Source organism: Massilia sp. CF038, assembly GCF_900129765.1.
Classification (GTDB): Bacteria; Pseudomonadota; Gammaproteobacteria; order Burkholderiales; family Burkholderiaceae_D; genus Telluria_A.
In genome coordinates this window covers 1,273,276-1,293,619 of record NZ_FQWU01000001.1, presented here as the reverse complement: position 1 = coordinate 1,293,619, position 20,344 = coordinate 1,273,276, and the positions used below count along the sequence as shown (strand labels likewise).

At 61.5% G+C, this 20,344-nt stretch carries 17 protein-coding genes and 3 tRNA genes; 12 read left to right on the top strand and 8 right to left on the bottom strand.

Going from position 1 to position 20,344, the window contains the following annotated elements:
* The first annotated feature begins 327 nt into the window (after positions 1-327).
* From tagH to BUC24_RS06005, 4 genes are read left to right on the top strand one after another with little or no spacing between them, the layout of a single operon-like run.
* The gene (gene tagH, locus BUC24_RS06020; RefSeq protein WP_073213182.1) at positions 328-948 is read left to right on the top strand and encodes a type VI secretion system-associated FHA domain protein TagH; all 621 of its coding nucleotides are present in this window, start codon (positions 328-330) and stop codon (positions 946-948) included.
* Positions 941-1,714 carry a PP2C family protein-serine/threonine phosphatase gene (locus tag BUC24_RS06015; protein ID WP_073213181.1) on the top strand — a complete coding sequence of 258 codons (774 nt, stop codon included), beginning with the start codon at positions 941-943 and terminating at the stop codon, positions 1,712-1,714. The genes tagH and BUC24_RS06015 overlap by 8 nt, the downstream gene beginning before the upstream one ends.
* Positions 1,711-3,333 (top strand): serine/threonine-protein kinase, encoded by a 1,623-nt coding sequence (locus BUC24_RS06010; RefSeq protein ID WP_073213180.1) that lies wholly within the window; start codon positions 1,711-1,713, stop codon positions 3,331-3,333. The genes BUC24_RS06015 and BUC24_RS06010 overlap by 4 nt, the downstream gene beginning before the upstream one ends.
* A 19-nt stretch (positions 3,334-3,352) precedes the next feature.
* Complete coding sequence (locus BUC24_RS06005; RefSeq protein ID WP_229448052.1) at positions 3,353-3,814, top strand: TssQ family T6SS-associated lipoprotein; 462 nt, start codon at positions 3,353-3,355, stop codon at positions 3,812-3,814.
* A 48-nt stretch (positions 3,815-3,862) separates the two neighbouring features.
* On the opposite strand, the gene BUC24_RS06000 is transcribed toward BUC24_RS06005, so the two are convergent.
* Complete coding sequence (locus BUC24_RS06000; protein ID WP_018059372.1) at positions 3,863-4,438, bottom strand: elongation factor P; 576 nt, start codon at positions 4,436-4,438, stop codon at positions 3,863-3,865.
* Positions 4,439-4,534: 96 nt separating this feature from the next.
* Positions 4,535-5,728 (bottom strand): elongation factor P maturation arginine rhamnosyltransferase EarP, encoded by a 1,194-nt coding sequence (gene earP / locus BUC24_RS05995; RefSeq protein ID WP_073213178.1) that lies wholly within the window; start codon positions 5,726-5,728, stop codon positions 4,535-4,537.
* A 369-nt stretch (positions 5,729-6,097) separates the two neighbouring features.
* Here earP and BUC24_RS05990 point away from each other — a divergent pair, with 369 nt between their 5' ends.
* The 3 genes from BUC24_RS05990 (at position 6,098) to BUC24_RS05980 (ending at position 9,423) form a co-directional block, all read left to right on the top strand.
* Positions 6,098-7,174, top strand: coding sequence for a hypothetical protein (locus BUC24_RS05990; protein WP_178372481.1), 1,077 nt, complete (start codon positions 6,098-6,100; stop codon positions 7,172-7,174).
* An 82-nt stretch (positions 7,175-7,256) separates the two neighbouring features.
* Positions 7,257-7,541: a hypothetical protein gene (locus tag BUC24_RS05985; protein WP_083598726.1), complete on the top strand. Its 285-nt coding sequence runs from the start codon at positions 7,257-7,259 to the stop codon at positions 7,539-7,541.
* The gene (locus tag BUC24_RS05980; protein ID WP_073213176.1) at positions 7,534-9,423 is read left to right on the top strand and encodes a S8 family serine peptidase; all 1,890 of its coding nucleotides are present in this window, start codon (positions 7,534-7,536) and stop codon (positions 9,421-9,423) included. The genes BUC24_RS05985 and BUC24_RS05980 overlap by 8 nt, the downstream gene beginning before the upstream one ends.
* A gap of 46 nt (positions 9,424-9,469) precedes the next feature.
* On the opposite strand, the gene BUC24_RS05975 is transcribed toward BUC24_RS05980, so the two are convergent.
* The 4 genes from BUC24_RS05975 to gltX form a co-directional block, all read right to left on the bottom strand.
* Positions 9,470-9,545, bottom strand: a tRNA-Glu gene (locus BUC24_RS05975).
* A 108-nt stretch (positions 9,546-9,653) separates the two neighbouring features.
* Positions 9,654-9,729, bottom strand: a tRNA-Glu gene (locus tag BUC24_RS05970).
* Between the two features lie 33 nt (positions 9,730-9,762).
* Positions 9,763-9,838, bottom strand: a tRNA-Ala gene (locus BUC24_RS05965).
* Positions 9,839-9,902: 64 nt separating this feature from the next.
* Complete coding sequence (gene gltX, locus BUC24_RS05960; protein ID WP_073213175.1) at positions 9,903-11,297, bottom strand: glutamate--tRNA ligase; 1,395 nt, start codon at positions 11,295-11,297, stop codon at positions 9,903-9,905.
* Between the two features lie 281 nt (positions 11,298-11,578).
* On the opposite strand from gltX, the gene BUC24_RS05955 reads away from it, so the two are divergent.
* Positions 11,579-13,114 carry a vanadium-dependent haloperoxidase gene (locus BUC24_RS05955; protein WP_073213174.1) on the top strand — a complete coding sequence of 512 codons (1,536 nt, stop codon included), beginning with the start codon at positions 11,579-11,581 and terminating at the stop codon, positions 13,112-13,114.
* Between the two features lie 73 nt (positions 13,115-13,187).
* Here the strand turns inward: BUC24_RS05955 and BUC24_RS05950 are convergent, their stop codons facing one another.
* Positions 13,188-14,381 carry a right-handed parallel beta-helix repeat-containing protein gene (locus BUC24_RS05950; RefSeq protein ID WP_229448048.1) on the bottom strand — a complete coding sequence of 398 codons (1,194 nt, stop codon included), beginning with the start codon at positions 14,379-14,381 and terminating at the stop codon, positions 13,188-13,190.
* Between the two features lie 322 nt (positions 14,382-14,703).
* Positions 14,704-15,792: an iron-sulfur cluster carrier protein ApbC gene (gene apbC / locus BUC24_RS05945; protein ID WP_073213173.1), complete on the bottom strand. Its 1,089-nt coding sequence runs from the start codon at positions 15,790-15,792 to the stop codon at positions 14,704-14,706.
* Between the two features lie 162 nt (positions 15,793-15,954).
* Between apbC and metG the strand changes: the two genes are divergently transcribed.
* From metG to BUC24_RS05925, 4 genes are all read left to right on the top strand, one after another.
* The gene (gene metG / locus BUC24_RS05940; RefSeq protein ID WP_073213172.1) at positions 15,955-18,090 is read left to right on the top strand and encodes a methionine--tRNA ligase; all 2,136 of its coding nucleotides are present in this window, start codon (positions 15,955-15,957) and stop codon (positions 18,088-18,090) included.
* A 9-nt stretch (positions 18,091-18,099) separates the two neighbouring features.
* On the top strand, positions 18,100-18,579 hold the full coding sequence (locus tag BUC24_RS05935; RefSeq protein WP_073213171.1) for a GNAT family N-acetyltransferase: 480 nt from the start codon (positions 18,100-18,102) through the stop codon (positions 18,577-18,579).
* 122 nt (positions 18,580-18,701) lie between these two features.
* A complete protein-coding gene (locus BUC24_RS05930) occupies positions 18,702-20,021 on the top strand; it encodes an enoyl ACP reductase FabMG family protein (protein ID WP_073213170.1) in 1,320 nt (439 codons plus the stop codon).
* A 102-nt stretch (positions 20,022-20,123) separates the two neighbouring features.
* Positions 20,124-20,333, top strand: a complete 210-nt coding sequence (locus BUC24_RS05925) for a DUF3460 family protein (RefSeq protein ID WP_073213169.1) — start codon at positions 20,124-20,126, stop codon at positions 20,331-20,333.
* Positions 20,334-20,344 lie beyond the last annotated feature (11 nt).

Sequence of the window (20,344 nt, the reverse complement as noted above, 5' to 3'; positions counted from 1 at the left end):
TTCAACATTGCTGCGATAACATCGCCTATACTCGTCGACAGGGAATGCCTGCGCCTGTCCGGGAGATCACTGCATCCATCCACATTTCTTGCAATCACACGTGCCACAGCGTATTTATTTGCATACAATGCATGTAAGCCGCCGCTGTTTCATTGCACGTTGTTCAATTTCGGTCTGCTATTCCGTACCACAAAGCCATCGCGCCGTGGGTTTGTGTCGCAGATCGTTACACAACAGTGAAATAAGGTGTGCGTGAGGGGTGACCGGCGTCGACAATTCTGGCATTATTGCTGCGGATAAACATTATTTTTTCGGGATCCCATGCTAATGAACAATGTAGTCATCACCGATGATAGCGAAGCATTGAAACAGGCCTTCCTGCGTGGCGCCGGCCTGCCTGCTGAAGCAATCGGTACATTGACGCCAGAGTTGATGGAATTGCTCGGCAAGATGATGAATAATTGTATCCAGGGGACCATCGACTTGCTGGCCCTGCGCTCGCTGGTCAAGCAGGAAGTCAAGGCCGACGTCACCGTCGTAGTCCTGCGCAACAACAACCCCATGAAGTTTTTCCCTGACAGCCAGACCGTGCTGACTCAGATGCTGCGCAAGAAGATGCCCGGCTTCATGGAGCCGCTGGAAGCATTGGACGATGCGCATCGCGATTTGCGCGGCCATCAGAACGGCGTGGTGGCCGGCACCAAGGCCAGCATGGACAAGGTGATCCGCCGCCTGCGCCCCGAGCGCATCGAGTCGGCCCTGAAAACCACACCCTTGCAGTCGGCCATTCCCTTCCGCCGCAAAGCGGCACTGTGGGATTTGTACCGCCAGCAGCACCATTGCGTGGCGGGCGAATCGAAAGACCAGTTCAAGACCCTGTTCGGGCCCGACTTCCTGGACGCGTACGAAAAGGAAGTGCACCGCATCGTGGGTCACAATCATGGTTGATCAAGTACCAGTGGATCTGTCGTGGACGCGGATTAACGAAATCGGCAAGCGTCCCAGCAACCAGGATACGGTGGGCGAAGCCTTTGCCGACCCGCTGGCCTGCTTCGTGGTGGCAGATGGTGCCGGCGGCCACGAGGGCGGCGAAATCGCCTCCAAGGTCGTGGTCGACGCCATCCTGACCCGCTTCCGCCAGAACCCGGCCTTCGGGCCGGAAGCCATGCTGGCCTACGCCGCCAGCGCCAGCAGCGATGTGGCGCGCCGTAAAAAGCACGAGCCACGCCTGGCCGACATGAGCACCACCGTGGCCGCCTTGCTGGTGGACCGCGCACGCGGCGAAGCCTTGTGGGGCCACCTGGGCGACACCCGCGTGTATCTGTTCCGCGCAGCGCGCCTGCATGCCATGAGCAAAGACCACAGCATGACCCAGCAACTCATCGACGCCGGCTATGCCCGTGCCGAACAATTGCGCCTGCACCCGCAACGCAACATCCTGTTTGCTGCCATTGGCGCCGAAGGCGATACTGGCGTGGAACTGCTCGCTGGCGCGGTCCAGTTGCTGCCGGGCGACGCCCTGCTGCTGTGCAGCGACGGCTTGTGGGAGTGGGTGATGGAGGCTGATATGGAGCGCACCCTGGCGCAGTCCAGCAACAGTGCCGACTGGCTGGCGCGCATGTGCCGCCTGGCCGACGACAACATTAAAAACAGCGGCAAGGTGCGCGACAATTATTCCGCCTATGCCATTCTCGTGCACAAGGCGGGCGCATGAACGCGCTGGTGGTCAAAGGTTCCGAGAACTGCCTGCCAATCGGCACGCGGCTGCACGACTTCGAAATCACCGGCATTCTGGGCGAAGGCGGCTTTGGCATCGTCTACATTGCGTTCGACCATTCCCTGCAGCGCTCGGTGGCGATCAAGGAATACATGCCGGGCGTGCTGGCCGCGCGCGGCTCGGACCACGGCATTCGCGTGCGCGCCGAACGGCACCGCGAAACCTTCGACGTCGGCCTGAAAAGCTTTATTAACGAAGCGCGCTTCCTGGCCCAGTTTGACCATCCGTCGCTGGTCAAGGTGTACCGCTTCTGGGAACAGAACCACACGGCCTACACGGCCATGCAGTATTACGATGGCCGTACCGTCAAGGATATCGTCAACAGCGCCCCGCACCTGGTCAATGAAGCCTGGTGCCGCAAGATGCTCAAGCAGATCCTGGAAGCGCTGGAAATGCTGTACACCATGCGCATCCTGCACCGCGACGTGTCGCCGGACAATATCATTGTGCAAGAAAGCGGCGATGCCGTGCTGCTCGACTTTGGTTCGGCGCGCCAGATCATTGGCGACCGCACGCGCGGCCTGACCGTGATTCTGAAGCCCGGTTACGCACCGGTGGAACAGTATGCCGGTGACGCCTCGCTGGACCAGGGCGCCTACACCGACATTTACGCCCTCTCGGCCGTGATTTACTTTGCGATCTGCAAAGAGCCGCCAGCGACCTCGATCGCGCGCATGGTCAAAGACCCCATGCTGCCGCTGGCCGAGCGCAACCTGGAAGGCTACAGCCGCGAATTTTTGACTGCCATTGACAAGGGCCTGGCCGTGATGGCCAACGAACGCCCGCAAACCATTGACGCCTTCCGCGAACTGCTGGGCATTCCGTCCGCTGGCACGCCACGTGCGCGGCCCGTGGGCGCGACCCAGCGCTTTGCCTCGATCGATCAAACACTGCCGACGCCTTTCCTCAATACTGTGACCGGTCCGGAACGCAAACGTTCCGGCAGCAGTTCCGGGCGTAGTTCTGGCAACAGCAGCGCTGCCAGCAACGGCAAGGCGCCGCCGGGCGCAGCCGCCAAGGGGACCGCAGCCAAGGCGGGGCCGCCAGCCAAGGGCCTGGCCGCACCTGCACCGCGCTGGCTGTCGCATATCGCGCTGGGCTGTGCGCTGCTGGCCATTGCCGGCTTTGGCGCCAAGACCTTGATCAAGCGCCCGGACCCAACCCCACCGCCCGTGGTGCAGGCCGCCGAGCCACTGCCGGCCTTGCCGCCGGACGCGTCCGCCGCGCCCGAGCCTGCCGTCACCGATGCCCAGGTTGCTGCCGTCACGGCCGCCGTGGAAGCCGAGGCGGCTGCCGCCAGTGCGGTGGTGGTGGAAGAAAAACCGGCCGAACCCGATACGGCCAGTTATCGCCTGGCCATCAAGCCCTGGGGCACCATCTACGTTGATGGCAAGGAGCACGGCGTAAGCCCGCCCCTGAAAAAAATCGCCCTGCCAGCAGGCAAGCACAAGATCCGCCTGGTCAACCCGGGTTTCCCTGACTTCGACATGGAAGTAAACCTGGCCAAGAACAAGACCGGCACGATTGAGCACGATTTCACAGCAGATTCCAAATAAAAATATTATGATCGTGGCCATGAAACGACTTTCACTTTCCCTCCTGACGCTGACCTTGCTGGCCGGCTGCGACACCCTCAGCCAGTTCAACAAGCCGACACCGCAGCCAGCCGCGCCCAAGCCGGCGCCAGCGCGTCCAGCGCCGCCGCCCGTGGTCACCCCGCCGCCGCCACCAGCACCAACGGCCGACGAAGTGGCGCTGCGCGAAGGCATTGCCATGTACAACAAGGGCCAGTACAACGAAGCCATCAAGCGCCTGGGCTCGGCCGACATCGCTGGCGGCGCCAAGGCGAATCAGGTTGCCGCCGCCAAGTACACCGCCTTCAGCTATTGCGTGACGGCGCGCCAGATCCTGTGCCGCCAGCAGTTCGACAAGGCCTTCAAGCTCGATCCTGCCTTCGATCTGCTGCCGGGCGAGCATGGCCACCCGCTGTGGGGCCCTGCCTTTACCCGCGCCAAAAAGGCCAACAAGCCGAAATAAGCAAAAAAAAGCACGCCGAAGCGTGCTTTTTTATTGGGCGGTGCAAACTTAGTTGCGGACCACGCGCTTGTACTCGTTGGTACGGGTATCGATTTCGATGACGTCGTCGGTGCTCACGAACAGCGGTACTTGCACGGTGTGGGCGTGGGCTTCGATGGCGTTTTCCAGCTTGGCTTCTTTCAGGACGTTGCCCGACGTGTTGCCCTTGACGGCTGGTTCCGAGTACGCCACTTTGCGGGCGATGGTGGTTGGCAGTTCAACCGAGATCGCCTTGCCGTCGTAGAACACAGCTTCGCATTCCATGCCGTCCTTCAGGTAATGCAAAGCATCGCCCAGGTTTTCTTCTTCGATTTCGTACTGGTTGTATTCACCATCCATGAAGACGAACAGCGGATCGGCGAAGTACGAGTAGGTCACTGGCTTCTTGTCGAGCACAACCACGTCGAACTTGTCGTCGCCGCGGAACACGTTTTCCAGCGGGCTGTTGGTCAGAAGATTTTTCATCTTCCATTTGTAGGTGAAGCCCGTGCGGCTCGAACCGTTGACATCCGAACGCAGAACGATGAATGGCTTGCTGTCAACCATGATGATGTTGCCAACACGAATTTCTTTTGCAGGTTTCATAAATGTACGTAATAAGTGGGTTGCATGAAAATCAGCGGTCGCCTCGTGGCGAAAAGCGCCGCAAGCTCACGTTTGATCGAAAAAATATCTGTGAAATTAACCGGGCATTATACCCGAGTTTTCTGGATTCACGGACGAAACAACAGCAGCAAAGGCCAGGAGATTGCTGCACACATCGCCGTGCGCCAGCTGGGCCGTTTCCCAGGCCTGGGCGCGCACGGCCAGCGCGGGCAATGCCGCCTGCAGGGCCGGCCACAGGCTGGCGCAATCCTGCGCGCCCTGCCCGGCCCCGTTCCACAGCAGCGAAAACGCGTCCAGCGCGGCGCCGCCCGCGAACCGCTGCAGGAAAGCGCGCAGCTTCTTGTGGTGCAAATTCTCGTCCTGCTCATAAATGTGCCAGACGAAGGGGCGCGCGGCCCACTGGGCGCGTACCCAGGAATCTTCGCCGCGCACAAAATTAAGATCGCAGGCCCACAGCAGACGGTCGTAGTCGGGCTGGGGCACAAAGGGCAGCACGCGCAGCGTCAGCGCACCCCGGGTGCGGCTGGCGCCAGCCACAGGCGCCTGCTCCAGGAAATCTGCCACTGCCTGGGTCGCCACGCCTTCCGGCACCAGACACAGCACCGGCGCCGCCCCGCCCTGCCATGCTGCCAGCAGGTCCGCAACCGGGGCGGAGGGGTAGCAGAACAGCGACACTTTCAGCGCCGCCATCTCTTCGGCACGCACGCCAAACGGCGCCAGGAAGGCGTGCTGGGCAGCGCGATCGGCCTGGAACTGCTGGCGCGCTTGCGCCAGATCCGTTTCGCGCAGCAAGCCGCCGGTGCGCTCGGTGAAGCCGGGGAAAAAGAAATGCTTGGTCAAGGGCAGGCGCGGATGGGGTGACGGCAGCGTATGGCAACCCTCCACCCATTCTTCGGCGCTCAAGCCCTCGTAATTGAGCCAGACGGGACGCTGGGCGCGCTGCGCCATGGCCGCAACATAGCCAGGCGGGATGTCACAGGCGAAAAACTCAATCACGATGTCGGCCACCTCGGCTGGCGTGAACTGCGCTGCCTGGTCATGCCAGTGGCGCACCGTTACGCCTGCAATCTGCTGGCTGGGCGCCGTGCTGCGCACTTGTGGACAGATGCGCTGAAAGCTGGCCAGATCGTCCACCCAGAGGGTGACGTCCACCCCATGCTCGGCGGCGAACTGGCGCGCCATGCGCCAGCAGATGCCGATGTCGCCATAGTTGTCGACCACCTTGCAAAAAATGGCGAGCGTGGTGGCGGGCGGCAGTGGCTGGGACATGGCGAGTCAGGCAGGAACGGGCGGGCCGTCATTTTATCGCACCCGGCAACACACTGACACTCAACTTCAAATAGCCACCTCAAATATCAAAACTTTAACGAAAGCGCCCCGGTCCAAAGGCTACCAGTGCGAAGGCCGTTCTGTTTTGCAACATCTACATTCCCGAGCGGCCAAGCATGCGTGCTGGATTCGCGTACCGCGTGCGGCGCTCCTTGCCGCTGCGCTGTGGTGCACATCGTTTTGCGTACCGGAATGGCCAGAGCGCCGCAGGGCGTTCGGCCGGCCTGTCAACAATCAAGAATGCCTCTTGAAGGCCGAACGGCGACCTGGCCGTCCGCTCGCCGCAATAGCAACAACAAGGAGATTGTGATGAATGAATTTCAAAACGTACCGTATGGAATGGAACAACAATATGCGCCTCAAGGCTTCTTTGGCAGCCTGCTGGGCGCCCCACTGGGCGGCTTGATTGGCCGTGGCGTGGGTGGCCTGCTGGGCAACGCCAACCTGGGCCGCCAGATTGGCCAGGCAGCTGGCGGCATCGGTGGCGGCTTCCTGCCGTTCGCAGCCGATCCTGTGCAACAAGCACAGATGCAGCAAGCCCAGCTGGCACAAATGCAGCAAGCGCAGCAATACAATCCACAGGGCTGGTTCGGCAACCTGATCGGCCAGGTGGGACGCCCCCTTGGTGGCATGATCGGCGGCCAGTTCGGCCACAGCGGCCTGGGCAGCACGATCGGCGGCATTGCCGGCGGCATCGGCCGCATGCTGCCATTCGGCGCCGATCCAGTGCAACAAGCCCAGTTGCAGCAGCAAGCGCAGCTCGAGCAAATGGCGCAGGCCCAGCAGCTCAATCCGCAAGGCTGGGTGGGCAATCTGATTGGGCAGGTCGGCCAGCCGCTCGGTGGCGCCATTGGCGGCCTGTTCGGTAATGCCGGACTGGGCAGCGCGATTGGCGGTGTTGCCGGCGGGCTGAGCCGTTATCTGCCTTTCAGCGCCGACCCGCAGGCGCAAACGATGCAAGCGCCACAGCTGCAGCAAATCATGCAGCAGCATGCGCAGGTATTTCAGCATCTGGCCCAGGTGCAGCAGCAACTGCAGCAACAGCAGCAACAGATGGCACTGCTGATGCAATCCATTGGGCAGCAACCGCAAGTTCAAGCCCAGCAAGGCCAGATGGCCCCGCAAGGCTGGTTTGGCAACCTGATCGGCCAGGTGGGCCAGCCGCTGGGCGGCGCCATTGGCGGGCTGTTTGGCAACTCCGGCCTGGGCAGCACCATTGGGGGGGTGGCGGGCGGCATTGGCCGCATGCTGCCGTTTGGCGCCGACCCGATCTCGCAAGCCTACGCCCAGCAAGCGCAACTGGCACAGCAGCAGGCGCAAATGGCAGGCAACGGCTACTACCCGCAACAAGGCATGCAGCAATACCAGCAGCCGACAATTCACTAATCCAATAGCCCGGCCACAGGGCTAGCAGAACGGCTCCCGCACCTGCGCGCGCAAGCGCGGGAGCCCCACCATGGAGAACGCGATGGAACGCACCCGCTTCATTGTCCGTGCACGCCACGAAGGCGACACGCTGACCGATTTTCTCAATGCGCTGCAAGACGATCCCAACCTGGAGGTGGTCGACACCATCGGGCCGCCACAACAGCCACACACGGCGGTGCTTGCCGTCGAGCCTGAACTGGCGGCCGACTTCGAGCAGCGCTTCCGTAACTCACCTCATCTGCTGATCGAGCGGGACCGGCCCTTGTCGCTGCTGGACAAGACTGCCGGCTTTCTGCATCGGTCGGAAAGGAATCCACATGCCTAAAACACCCGATAGCGGACCAGGCGGTCCTCTCGATGTCAATCCTGATGGCGCTGAAAATGGCGCCAGTGAACGGCGCGGTCCCAACCGCGCGCCTGCTGAAGCACGCGCTGCCGCTCCTGAAGCGCGCGCCGCCGCACCAGCGGCGTCCCCCGCGACACCCGAAAGCGGCACTGCCGCGGCCGGCGGCAAGCAGATCGGCGAACGCAAAAAACAATTTCTGATCGCACCGCGCCATCCCGAGGGGCTGGCGCCGCTGGGCTTGTCGCCGCTGTCGCTGTCCACGGTGGAACAAGCGCTGCGCAACAGTCCCGACATTGACGTCGTCGATACGGTCGGCCCCAAAAATGTGGTGGGCGCTTTGGCTAATGGCATGGGCGGCAGCCAGGGAATACTGGTCGCCCGCATGACCGAGCAAAAGGCAGGCGTGCTGCACCAGCAGGGCCAGGGCCGTCTGCTGGTCGAGCGCGATCAGCACCTGGGCCTGATGGACGCGTCACATCTGCAGCCCAGCTTTGTCACCAGCGTCACGCCCAGCAGCGGGCCCGCGCTGACTGCCGTTATCAAGGTGGTGAGCAAGGATGGCGCGCCGGTGGCGAACGCCGAAGTGTCGCTCTTTGGCAGCATGCTGCCAGCGACTGCGGCAACCGATGCCAGCGGACAGGTCACCTTGTCGTTGTTCGGAGAAACGGCAAGCTCGGTACGTAGTCTGTATGTCAAGCCCAAGTCGGACTACTGGAGCTTCTACCAGCGCGACCCCGACATCTCGCCCGACGAGCCCAACGTGGTGACCCTGCGCGCCCTGGCCGACTGGCCCTCGCTGGCCGGCTTCCCGCAGCAAAAGACCGTGGGCTGGGGCCAGAAGGCCATGCGCATGGACCAGTTGCCAGCCACCTACCGCGGCCAGGGCATCAAGATTGCGGTCATCGATTCCGGCATCGCCACCACGCATGAGGAACTCAGGCGCGTGCACAACGGCTTCGATATCGTCAATAAAAAAACCTCGCCCGATACCTGGAACGACGACACGCTCGGCCACGGCTCGCACTGCGCGGGCGTCATTGGCGGTGCCGAACTGGCTTACGGTATTCGCGGCTTCGCGCCTGACGCCGAGCTGCATGCCTGCAAGCTGTTCCCGGGCGGGCAAGTCAGCCAGCTGATCGACGCACTGGAATACTGCATTGAACACCAGATCGATGTGGTCAACCTGAGCCTGGGCGGGGCCGAGGTGTCCGAAGCGCTGGAGCAGCAAATCCAGCGTGCGCGCCGGGCCGGCATTGCCTGTATTGTCGCGGCCGGCAATTCGGGCGGTCCGGTGCAGTACCCGGCTTCATCGCCCAATGTGCTGGCGGTGGCGGCTATCGGCAAGCTCGATGAATTCCCGCCCGACAGCTACCATGCCCAGACCCTGACGCAAAACGTGGATGCGGGCGGCTACTTTACGGCCAGCTTCAGCTGCTACGGTCCGCAGGTGGCAGTGTGCGGGCCAGGTGTGGCCATCGCGTCCTCGGTGCCGCCAAATAACTATGCGGCCTGGGACGGCACTTCGATGGCAGCGCCCCATATCACCGGCCTGGCCGCGCTGGTGCTGGCCCACCATCCGGAATTCCAGACCGTATTCCAGGCGCGCAACGCGGACCGGGTCGAACGCTTGTTCCAGTTGATACGCATGAGTGCGCGCCGGGTCAGTCTGGCCGATCCGAGCCGGGTGGGCCTGGGCTTGCCCGATGCCGTGCTGGCGGTCGGGCTGCAGCAGCAAACGGTGCCGGCCAATTTGGGCGCCATGCTGCCGGGGCAGCAAGGCTATGGCATTCCCCTGCCCCAGCCGTTCGCCCTGCCCGGCATGTTTGCCATGCCGCCAGGCTTTGCCTATCGGCCGTGGTAGGCGCCACAATGCAAAAAGCCGCTCGAAAGCGGCTTTTTGTTCCAACTGGCGTCCCCAGGGGGATTCGAACCCCCGTACTCACCGTGAAAGGGTGATGTCCTAGGCCTCTAGACGATGGGGACAGTAATCTGTCCTGGATGCATTCTACATCCTGACCTAACCTGCTGCACCAATAAAAAACCCTGACGTATCAGGGTGTTTAGCGGTACTAAACTTCCACTGCCAATTCTTGGCGTCCCCAGGGGGATTCGAACCCCCGTACTCACCGTGAAAGGGTGATGTCCTAGGCCTCTAGACGATGGGGACCCGGTACTGATTACGGTTACTGCTTCTTCGAGTTGGTGGAGGTAAGCGGGATCGAACCGCTGACCTCTTGCATGCCATGCAAGCGCTCTCCCAGCTGAGCTATACCCCCGTTCCGCGAAGAAGCAAAATTATAGCGGAGTCCACCGAATATGCAAAGGGTTAATCAAAGAAATTTATAGAAATTTTTGGATCCGGGCCAAAACCATCTCACGTCCCAACAGGGCGATGACAGCGTCAATGGCCGGGGTTTGCAACTGCCCCGTCAATACCAGGCGCAAGGGCATGGCCAGTTGCGGCATTTTCAGGCCGTGGGCTGCCAGTACTTCCTTGATCATGGCGCCCAGGGCTTCCTTGCTCATGTCGACCGTGGCGCAGCGCTCGGCAAACTGGGCCAGGGCCGGCTTGACGGCATCGGTCAGGTGCTGCGCCAGCAGGGCCGGATCAGGCTGGGGCGTGCGGAAGAACAGCATGGCCGCGTCCGCCAGTTCGTTGACCGTGTTGGCACGCTCTTTCATCAGGCCCAACGCGGCAGCCAGGTCGGGGCCGCCGGCAAAGTCGGCGCCCTGCGCGGCCATCAAGGGCTGGGCCAGCGTGGCCAGACGCGCGTTGTCGGCCAGCTTGATGTAATGGTTGTTCAGCCAGGCCAGCTTTTCCATGTTCATTTGCGCGGCCGACGAGGTCAGGTGGTCAGTATCGAACCAGGCGCAGAACTGCTCCATCGAAAACACTTCTTCATTGCCGTGGCTCCAGCCCAGGCGCGCCAGGTAGTTGAGCATGGTTTCCGGCAGATAGCCCATGGTGGAAAACTCCATCACGCTGGCTGCGTGCGTGCGCTTGGACAGTTTGGCGCCATCGGGGCCCAGGATCATGGGCAGGTGGCCGTACTGCGGCAGTGGCGCGCCAATGGCACGCAGGATATTAATCTGGCGTGGCGTGTTGTTCACGTGGTCATCGCCGCGCAGCACGTGGGTAATGCGCATGTCCCAGTCGTCAACGGCCACGCAGAAGTTGTAGGTCGGGGTGCCGTCCGGGCGAGCAATGATCAGGTCGTCCAGCTCGCGGTTGGCAATGGTGATGGTGCCCTTGACCACATCGTCCCAAGTGACGTCGCCGTCCTGGGGATTCTTGAAGCGCACCACGGGTGTGCGATCGGCTGGCACTGGCGGCAAGGTCTTGCCCGGCTCCGGACGCCAGGTGCCATCGTAGCGCGGCTTTTCGCCCAGTTCGGTAAAGCGATCACGCATGGCTTGCACTTCTTCCTTGGAGGAGTAGCACAGATAAGCGGTGCCGGCAGCGAGCATCTGCGCCACGACTTCGCGGTAACGGTCCATGCGCTGCATCTGGTAGAACGGGCCTTCGTCATGCGACAGACCCAACCACTGCATGCCCTCAATAATGGCTTGCACCGCTTCCGGGGTGGAACGTTCCAGGTCGGTATCTTCGATGCGCAAGACAAAGGTGCCGCCGAAATGGCGGGCATACGCCCAGCTGTAAAGGGCGGTGCGAGCGCCACCCAGGTGAAGGTAGCCGGTCGGGCTCGGGGCAAAACGGGTGCGGACGTCGGTCATGGCGATGTTCGTGGTGAAAAAGAGATCTATTTTACAGCCTCGCCGCCGTGCCGGGCGGCCCGGCCGGCATTGCTGCGCGAGCGGACCTTCTTGCCTGCCGTTCTCAGCACCAGCACAAAGTTCCCAACAACGTCAATGGCCGTGAGCCGCCTCAACACTGACGCGTTCCGCCTTCCCGATACTGAATCTCGGAGTTTTGCATCTTGACCCGTGCCGAGCGTGCGATGCGTATCGGCATCCGACAGCTTCCCGGCAGGAAGTACTTCTATATCGAGAATGACATGGAACGCCGAAATTTCATCAAGCTTGGATCGGGCGCCGCACTGGGCGCCGCCCTGACTGCCTGTGGCGGTAGCGGTGGCCACTACCGGCCGCGCCCTGGCCCCAATCCGCCACCGCCACCCACCCCGCCAACACCACCGGAACCGACCCGCAGCAAAGTTGCCTTCGGCTGGAACACGGTCGCGCTGGCTGCATTGACGGCGGCGCGCAATTCGGCACCGCTGGCAGCGCGCACGCTGGCCATCTTGCATACGGCCATGTATAACGCCTGGGCCGCCTATGACGCCATTGCACTGAGCACACGCCACGCCGCGCAATTGCGCCGCCCGGCGCAAGAACGCACGGCAGCAAACCAGCTGCGTGCCGTCAGCTACGCCGCCTATGCCGTGCTGCTTGATCAATTTCCAACGCAGCGAGCTGCCTTCGACGCCCACATGGCGCTGCTGGCCTACAACCCGGCGCGCGCCTCGCTCGACCCGCTCACGCCGGAAGGGATAGGCGGCCTGACGGCACGCGTGCTGCTGGACTACGCGTACACCGATGGCTCCAACCAGCTGGGCACGCTGACGCCGGGCGGCGTCCCGTTTGCCGATTACAGCGGCTACGCGGCGCGCAATCCCGCCCTGCTGGTGACGCATGCCACCGAGCGCGCCTACATTCCTGATCCGGGCCACTGGCAGCCGCTGACATATCTGGATGCCGGCGGTGTGCTGCGCACCCAGACCTTCCTGCTGCCGTTCTGGGGCCAGGTGCGCCCCTTCGCGCTGACCAGCGGGGCCCAGTTCCGCCCAGCCCCACCGGCCCAGTTCGGCACTTCCGCATTTACCGACCAGGCGCGTGATATCGTCAACATCCAGGCTGCCCTGACCGAAGAACAGAAGGTCATGGTGGACTTCTGGCGTAGCGGCATCAGCGGCGAAACGCCGGCTGCCACCTGGTCGCACTTTGCCGCATTCGTTTCTACGCGCGACCATCTGAACGAAGACGGCGACATCAAACTACTGTTCGCCCTGACCAATGCCCAGTCCGATGCAGCCATTGCCGCCTGGGACGCCAAGCGCTCCTACGATTCAGCCAGGCCACTTAGTGCAGTGCGATGGGTGCTGTGCGGCCAGCGCATTCGCGCCTATGGCCTGGGCGGGCCACTTGCCGGCCTGAACCAGATCCTGGGCCAGGAATGGATGCCCTACCAGCCGCTCAGCAACCCCACCCTGCCTTTCCCCGACTATGTGTCTGGCCACAGCACATTGAGTGCAGCGGCAGCGGAAGTGCTCAAGCGCTATACCGGCAGCGATGCCTTCAACCACAGCCTGGTCATCCCTGCTGCCTCGTCCAGCATCGAGCCGACCGTGCCGACCGGCACCGTGACCCTGGCCTGGCCCAGCTTCACCCTGGCCGCTTGCGAAGCGGGGACCTCGCGCGTGTACGGCGGCATTCATTTCCACGATGCCGACGTGGCCGGACGGGCACTGGGCGAACAGGTCGGCGGCGCTGCCTTCGCGCTGGCCGAACGTTACTGGAAAGGACAGGCCTGAACGGCAGCGTAGCGTGAATAAAAAAGCCGCCTCAAACTTCGAGGCGGCTTTTTCGCGGGTCAACGCAGCAACATCAAGGTGCGCTGGACACGCCCTCGTACGCACCAATATCGAGCTGCCCCGACAGTGGGCGCGCCATCCCCAGCGCGATGTGCTTGTACTCGGCCAACGGCGCCATGTCCACGCCAGTCGCTGACAAACCAGGCGCAGAACCGGCATCGATCACCAGTGCATTGGCGGTCGGACGCAGGTCGAAGGCGGCGCGGTTGACGAAGCCAGGCGCAATCGAGCGGTAGTTGGTCTTGGCGACGGCCGCGACCTGGTTGCTCAGCGTACCCGTGCCCGAGAAAATATTATTTTGCAGCAGGATCGGCTTGGTCACGCTGCCGCCGACCATCACAAAGGTACCGCGCACGGTATCGTCGTTCAGGAAGGTATTATTGACCACGTACAGGTTGTGACTGGGATTGCTGGCACCCTCTTCCCCATAGGCCACCATGCTCGGATTCTGGTGCGCTGCTGGCTGCTGAATCACATTACCGATGATGTAAGACTCGCCTGCATTTGGCAGATCGATCTCGTAACTGGGCTGACCGGCAGCCGTGGTGCCCACCTGACCCGGCGCCAGGCTCGAGAAACGGTTGTACAGAATATGGTTGGTGCGGGCGCGCGACTTCAGGTTGTGCCCGACCACCGCATCGTGCGAAAAGTTGTAGCGGAAAGTCAGCGTGCGCACATTGCCGATGTACAGATTGTGGGTCTGGCCGGTGCCGTAACCATTGTGGCCGAACTCGGTGTTTTCAATCAGCACATCGCTGTTCAAGTTCGCACCCGACAGAATGCCGTTTTCGTTATCGTGCAAGAAGCTGTTGCGCATCGTGAAGCCCGTGCCTTCCAGACGCAGCGCGGCACCGTTCAAATCGGGCACCTTGGCACCAAACATTTCCACGTTGTCGATCGTGATGTTGTTGCCGACAACAACCCAGATTGCCTTGCCCATTGCATTCTTACCACCGGCATTAATTTTTGGGCGGCCATTAATGCCGCGAATGGTCAGATTGTGCGCATAGATCCCGCACACGTCACCGGTGTATGTGGCAGCGGCAATCTCCACGGTGTCGCCGGCAGCGGCGGCAGCAAAGGCGCGGCAGGGCGTGGCGTAAGTCATGCCTGGCCCCACCGACAAGGTGGCGGCGCCAGCAAAGGGAGCAGCGCCCAGCAAGGCAGCAGCGGTGGCGAATACAGTACGGCGTGTCAATGTCATCATGATGTCTCTTCCCAAGTGTGTTCACATGAGCTTGGATTGCAGCTCAGCAAAAAAGTTCCGTCGGTCACTTTCTTGCATTCAGTATTTCACATGCCGCATGGAAACTAACTTGTGAACAGGCACTATATTTGTGCTGTGTTCAATTGGCGCCACACACGGGCGTGCAAAGCGCTGCCACATGCACAAGGGTGCTGGCGAACTCGACATCAAACATTGACGAAGATGCCGTACCTATGGGCTTCCTGACAAGGCAGCACCATTCAACACGGGCGGGAAGAAAGACATTGCCGGCCACCATGGGCCGGCAAAGCGAGGCGGGAATTTAATCGTTTTTGACCACGATGGTCGGGAACTTGCTGCTCATGTCCTTGGCCTTGTCGGCGATCTTGATCGCCACTTTGCGCGCAATTTCTTTGTAGATCTGAGCCACGGCGCCATCGGGTTCGGCAACCACGGTTGGCTTGCCGGAATCGGTCTGTTCGCGAATCGCCATGGTCAATGGCAAGGCACCCAGGAAATCAACACCAAAGTCGGCGCACATTTTGGCGCCGCCGCCGTGGCCGAAGATGGCTTCGGTGTGGCCGCAGTTCGAGCAGATGTGGGTGCTCATGTTTTCCACCACGCCCAGGATAGGAATGCCGACCTTCTCAAACATTTTCAGGCCCTTGCGCGCGTCCAGCAAGGCAATGTCTTGCGGGGTGGTCACGATCACGGCGCCGGTCACAGGCACTTTTTGCGACAAGGTCAGCTGAATGTCGCCGGTGCCAGGCGGCATATCGACAATCAGGTAATCCAGGTCGCGCCAGTTGGTTTGCTCCAGCAATTGCTGCAGCGCCTGGGTGACCATGGGGCCGCGCCAGACCATGGGCTCGTCCGGATCGATCATGAAACCGATCGACGACACTTGCAGGCCGTGGTTTTCCATCGGTTCCATGGTTTTGCCGTCGGTGGTTTCCGGGCGCCCGCTGATACCAAGCATCATCGGCTGGGACGGCCCGTAAATATCGGCGTCCAGCACGCCCACGCTGGCGCCCTCGGCAGCCAGGGCCAGCGCCAGGTTCACTGCCGTGGTCGACTTGCCAACGCCGCCCTTGCCGGACGCCACTGCAATGATGTTCTTCACGTTCGGCATGATCTTCAAGCCGCGCTGCACCGTGTGGGAAATGATGTTCGAGGTCACATTGACCGTGATGGTGCCGGCGCCAGGCAGTGTTTGCAGTTTGGCCACCACGGCCGCGCGCAGCAGATCAAACTGGCTTTTTGCCGGGTAACCCAGTTCCACGTCGAGCGCGATGTTGTCGCCGTCGACTTTGACATTCTTGATGGAACGGGTGGAAACGAGGTCTTTCTGGGTATTCGGATCGATGACTGCCGCTAGTGCCGCTTTGACGTCTTCTACTGTGATGCGCATGAAAATCTCCGTATGTGATCCCGAAGTTTAGCGCAAATCGCCCCGGCCAGCCTTGCCAAAAGGTCAAAACGGCGGCCTGCCTGCCCGCTGGCGGTGCCCATGCGCCCCAAGCGCTGGTAAAATGCTTTACTCTTTTTCCAATACTCACCAAAAAGCGCAACCATGACCCGCAAGCTGTTCGTCACCACCGCCCTGCCCTACGCCAACGCAGCCTTCCACATCGGCCACATGATGGAATACATCCAGGCCGATATCTGGGTACGTTTTCAGCGAATGCAGCGCGATGCCGGTGGCCAGCGTGAAGTCCATTTTGTGTGCGCCGACGACACCCACGGCACGCCGATCATGATCGCTGCCGAAAAGGAAGGCATCACGCCGCAAGAATTCGTGGCCAAGATCGCCGCTGGCCGCCAGCAATACCTGGACGGCTTCCATATTGCGTTTGACAACTGGTACTCCACCGATTCGCCGGAAAACGTCGAGCTGTCGCAGGGCATTTACCGCAAGCTGCGCGATACGGGCCTGATCGTCACCAAGACGGTCGACCGCTTCTTCGACCCGGTCAAGGGCATGTTTTTGGCGGACCGCAACATCAAGGGCGAGTGCCCGAAATGCGGCGCCAAGGACCAGTACGGCGACAATTGCGAAGTGTGCGGTGCGGCCTATCAGCCAACCGAACTGGTGAACCCATTCTCGGTGTTTACCGGGTCCACGCCGATCCTGAAGCCGTCCGAGCAGTATTTCTTCGCCCTGTCCGACCCGCGCTGCTTCACCTTCCTGAAGGAATGGCTGAACACGCCGGGCCGCCTGCAATCGGAAATGGTCAACAAGGTCTCGGAATGGCTGGGTGAAGCGGGTGAAAAACTGGCTGACTGGGATATTTCGCGCGACGCGCCCTACTTCGGCATTCCGATTCCCGATGCGCCGGGCAAGTTCTTCTATGTCTGGCTGGACGCGCCGGTTGGCTACCTGGCCAGCCTGAAGAATTATTGCGACAAGAAAGGGATGGATTTCAACGCCCTGCTGAACGATCCGGCCACCGAACAAGTGCACTTCATCGGCAAGGATATTGTGTCCTTCCACCTGCTGTTCTGGCCGGCGATGCTGAATTTTGCCCAGCACCCGATCATCGACAAACTGAAGGTCAATGTGCATGGCCACCTGACGGTCAACAACGAAAAAATGTCGAAGTCGCGCGGCACGGGTATTTCGCCGCTGCGCTACCTGGATCTGAAAATGAATCCGGAGTGGCTGCGCTATTACATTGCCTTCAAGCTCAATTCGAAGGTCGAAGACCTGGACTTCAACGGCGACGACTTCGTGGCGCGCGTCAACAGCGACCTGATCGGCAAGTACGTTAACATCGCCAGCCGCTGCGCCGGCTTCATCGCCAAGAAGTTCGACGGCAAGCTGGCCACCACGCTGTCGCCAAGCGCCCAGCAATGGATCAGCCGCGCCTTGACCGTGGATGGCGCCGAGCGCCAGGCCAGCATTGCCGCCAACTTCGAAAATCGCGAATTCGGCAAGGCGCTGCGCGAAATCATGGAAATTGCCGACATCACCAACCAGTACGTTGATGAAAACAAGCCATGGATCCTGGCCAAGGATGAAGCCAAGACGGCCGAACTGCATGATGTCTGCACCGCCGCATTGATTCTGTTCCGCCAGCTCACCATTCTGTTGTCACCCGTGTTGCCGCAAGTGGCCAGCCGCGTCAGCGAATTCCTGCACGACGAGCAAATTTCGTGGAGCGACACCAAGGGTGCTGCCGTCTACGAAACCATGCTGGGCCGCACCATCGGCGCCTACAGCCACCTGATGACCCGGGTCGACGCCAAGATGGTGGAAGACTTGTTCGACAAGCCGGTCGTGGCCGCTGCCCCAGCCGCTCCAACCGCCGCCGCGCCCGCCCCTGCCCTGGACGCGCCGCCCAAGGGCGACATCGAAGAGTTGGCGCCCGAAATCAAGATCGACGACTTCACCAAAATCGATCTGCGCATTGCCAAAATCGTCAATTGCGAGCAGGTGGACGGTTCCGACAAGCTGCTGCGCCTGACCCTGGACGTGGGCGAAGGCCGCCACCGCAATGTTTTCTCGGGCATCAAGTCGGCTTACCAGCCAGAGCAGCTGATCGGCAAGTTGACCGTGCTGGTCGCCAACCTGGCCCCGCGCAAGATGAAGTTTGGCGTGTCCGAAGGCATGGTGCTGTGCGCCTCGGCTGCCGACGAAAAAGCCAATCCAGGCCTGTACGTGCTGGAACCGTGGCCAGGCGCGCAGCCGGGCATGCGCATCCGTTAAGGCCGGCCGATGAACATCGTGGTCCGGGAAGCCAGCGCTGACGACGCCCATTTGATTGCCGCCCTCACGCGCGCCGCGTGGGCCGGCAAGGTCAGCGACACTTCCAGTGGCCACGTAGAAACCGCCGAACAGGTGGACGCTCACCTGCGCCGCGGCGGCGCCTTTATATTGATGCAGGGCGGCGAAGCCGTCGGCTCGGTACGCTGGGCCCCGCACGACCTGGACCAGGATGTATGGGAAATCCTGCGCATGGGCGTACTGCCCCATTGCCGCGGCAACAACCTGTCGCAGCACTTGCTGGAAGCGGTGATTCACCACAGCCTGGCCAGTGCCGTGCAGGAATTGCGCCTGGCGGTGCGTGGCGATCAGCCCAAACTGTTGGACCTGTACGCGGCCTATGCGTTCGAACTGGCCGAAGAACTGGAATATTCCCACGCCAACCCGGCCGAACCGGCGCCGCTGGTCATGCGCCGCATCCTGCGCCACTAGCGCGCCAAACTGGTTTTCACGGACGCGGCAGCGCTATAATGTCGCGTTTGACCGAAATAACAGACAACAACAAGACGGGGCCCGGCACCCGATCCCAACACTTACAGAGCGGTAAATCCACTATGAGCGAATTGACTTCCCTTCGGCACATTCCTAAAACCAACCTGTTCAAGAAGGGTGATGTCTTTGTCCTCTTCGGCGAACTGTTCGGCCGTGGTTACGTCAACGGTCTGATCGATGAGGCACGCGCTGCTGGCATGACCATTGTCGGCATCACCGTCGGCCGTCGCGACGAGAACAATGCCTTGCGCGGCCTGAATGCGGAAGAGCTGGCCGAAGCAGAAGAAAAGCTCGGCGGCAAGATCATCAATGTGCCGATGATGGCCGGTTTCGACATGGACGCCCCCGCTGGCGAACAGAACCCGACTGAAATGCTGTCTGGAATTACCCTCAAAAGCTGGCAAGAAGACAAGCTGGACTGGGCCAAGATCGAAGCCTGCCGCGCAGCTGGCGTCAAGCGCTTCACGGACTCCGCCGCCATCGTCATGGCCGAGATCGACAAGCTGATCCCGGACGGCGCCAACGTGTTCTTCGCGCACACCATGGCGGGCGGCATTCCGAAGATCAAGGCCTTCCTGGCCATTGCCAACCGCATCTACAAGGGCCGTGGCGAGCGCTTTATGTCCTCGCGCGCCCTGCTCGACAGCGACCTGGGCAAGCTGATTTTGATGAACTTCGACGAAGTCACCGCCAACACCCTGGGCTACCTGATCAGCGCGAGCGCCGCAATCCGCGCACGCGTCACCGCCACTGGCGGCAGCGCGCGTTACACGGCGTACGGCTACCACGGCACCGAGATCCTGATCGATGGCAAATACCAGTGGCAAACCTACACCAACTACACCCAGGGCTACGCCAAGATGCGCCTGGAAAGCGTGGCCTCGGCCGCCTGGGCGCAGGGCGTGTATGCCACCGTCTTCAACTGCCCGGAAATCCGCACCAACTCGTCGGACATTTTTGTCGGCGTGGAATTGCCCCTGTTCCCGCTGCTGAATGCCTTGAAGCGTGAAAACGGCGGCAAGTGGGCCCAGCAGCAATGGGATGCCTGCCAGGCCTTGCTGGAAGATGGCGTGCAGCTGCAAACCCTGCTGGACTTGATCGAGTCCTATAACAACAACGATACCAGCGCTGCCTTCCGCAACTTTGGCGCCTGGCCGATGGACAACACTCCGGCCCTGGCAGACGTGATGATCGGCTTGTCCGAAGAGATCACCAAGATGCACAAGGACAAAAAGGCCCTGATCACCGACCACCTCAGCTCGCTGGTGCTGGAAGGCGCCGGCCCGCTGATGTTCCATGGCGCTGCCGAACAGATTGGCCCGGTGCTGTGGTTGAACCACGACATCATCGCCCGTCAGCTCAACGCCCTGCACCCGGACTAAGCCGACCTGGCCGGTGCCGCTCTGCGCGGCGCCGGACTGGCCGGAGCCCCGCCCCCGCGCGCACGCGGTAAAATAGCAGTGTCCGCCTTACTATTTCACATCATGAAATTCTCCAAACAGCATTCCCTGTACGAATCCGAGCACACCAAGTTCATCGCCGAGCTCAAGGCCAAGAATCCCGGCATCGAAGAAGGCCAGCGCGTGGGCCGCTCCCTGCTGTGGGACAAAGCCCCAACCCCGCTGGCGGAACAGGACCGCACCGCCGAATCGCGCGTGCGCCAGCAAGCTTACGTGTACCAGAACAAACTCTGATCCGCCCACGG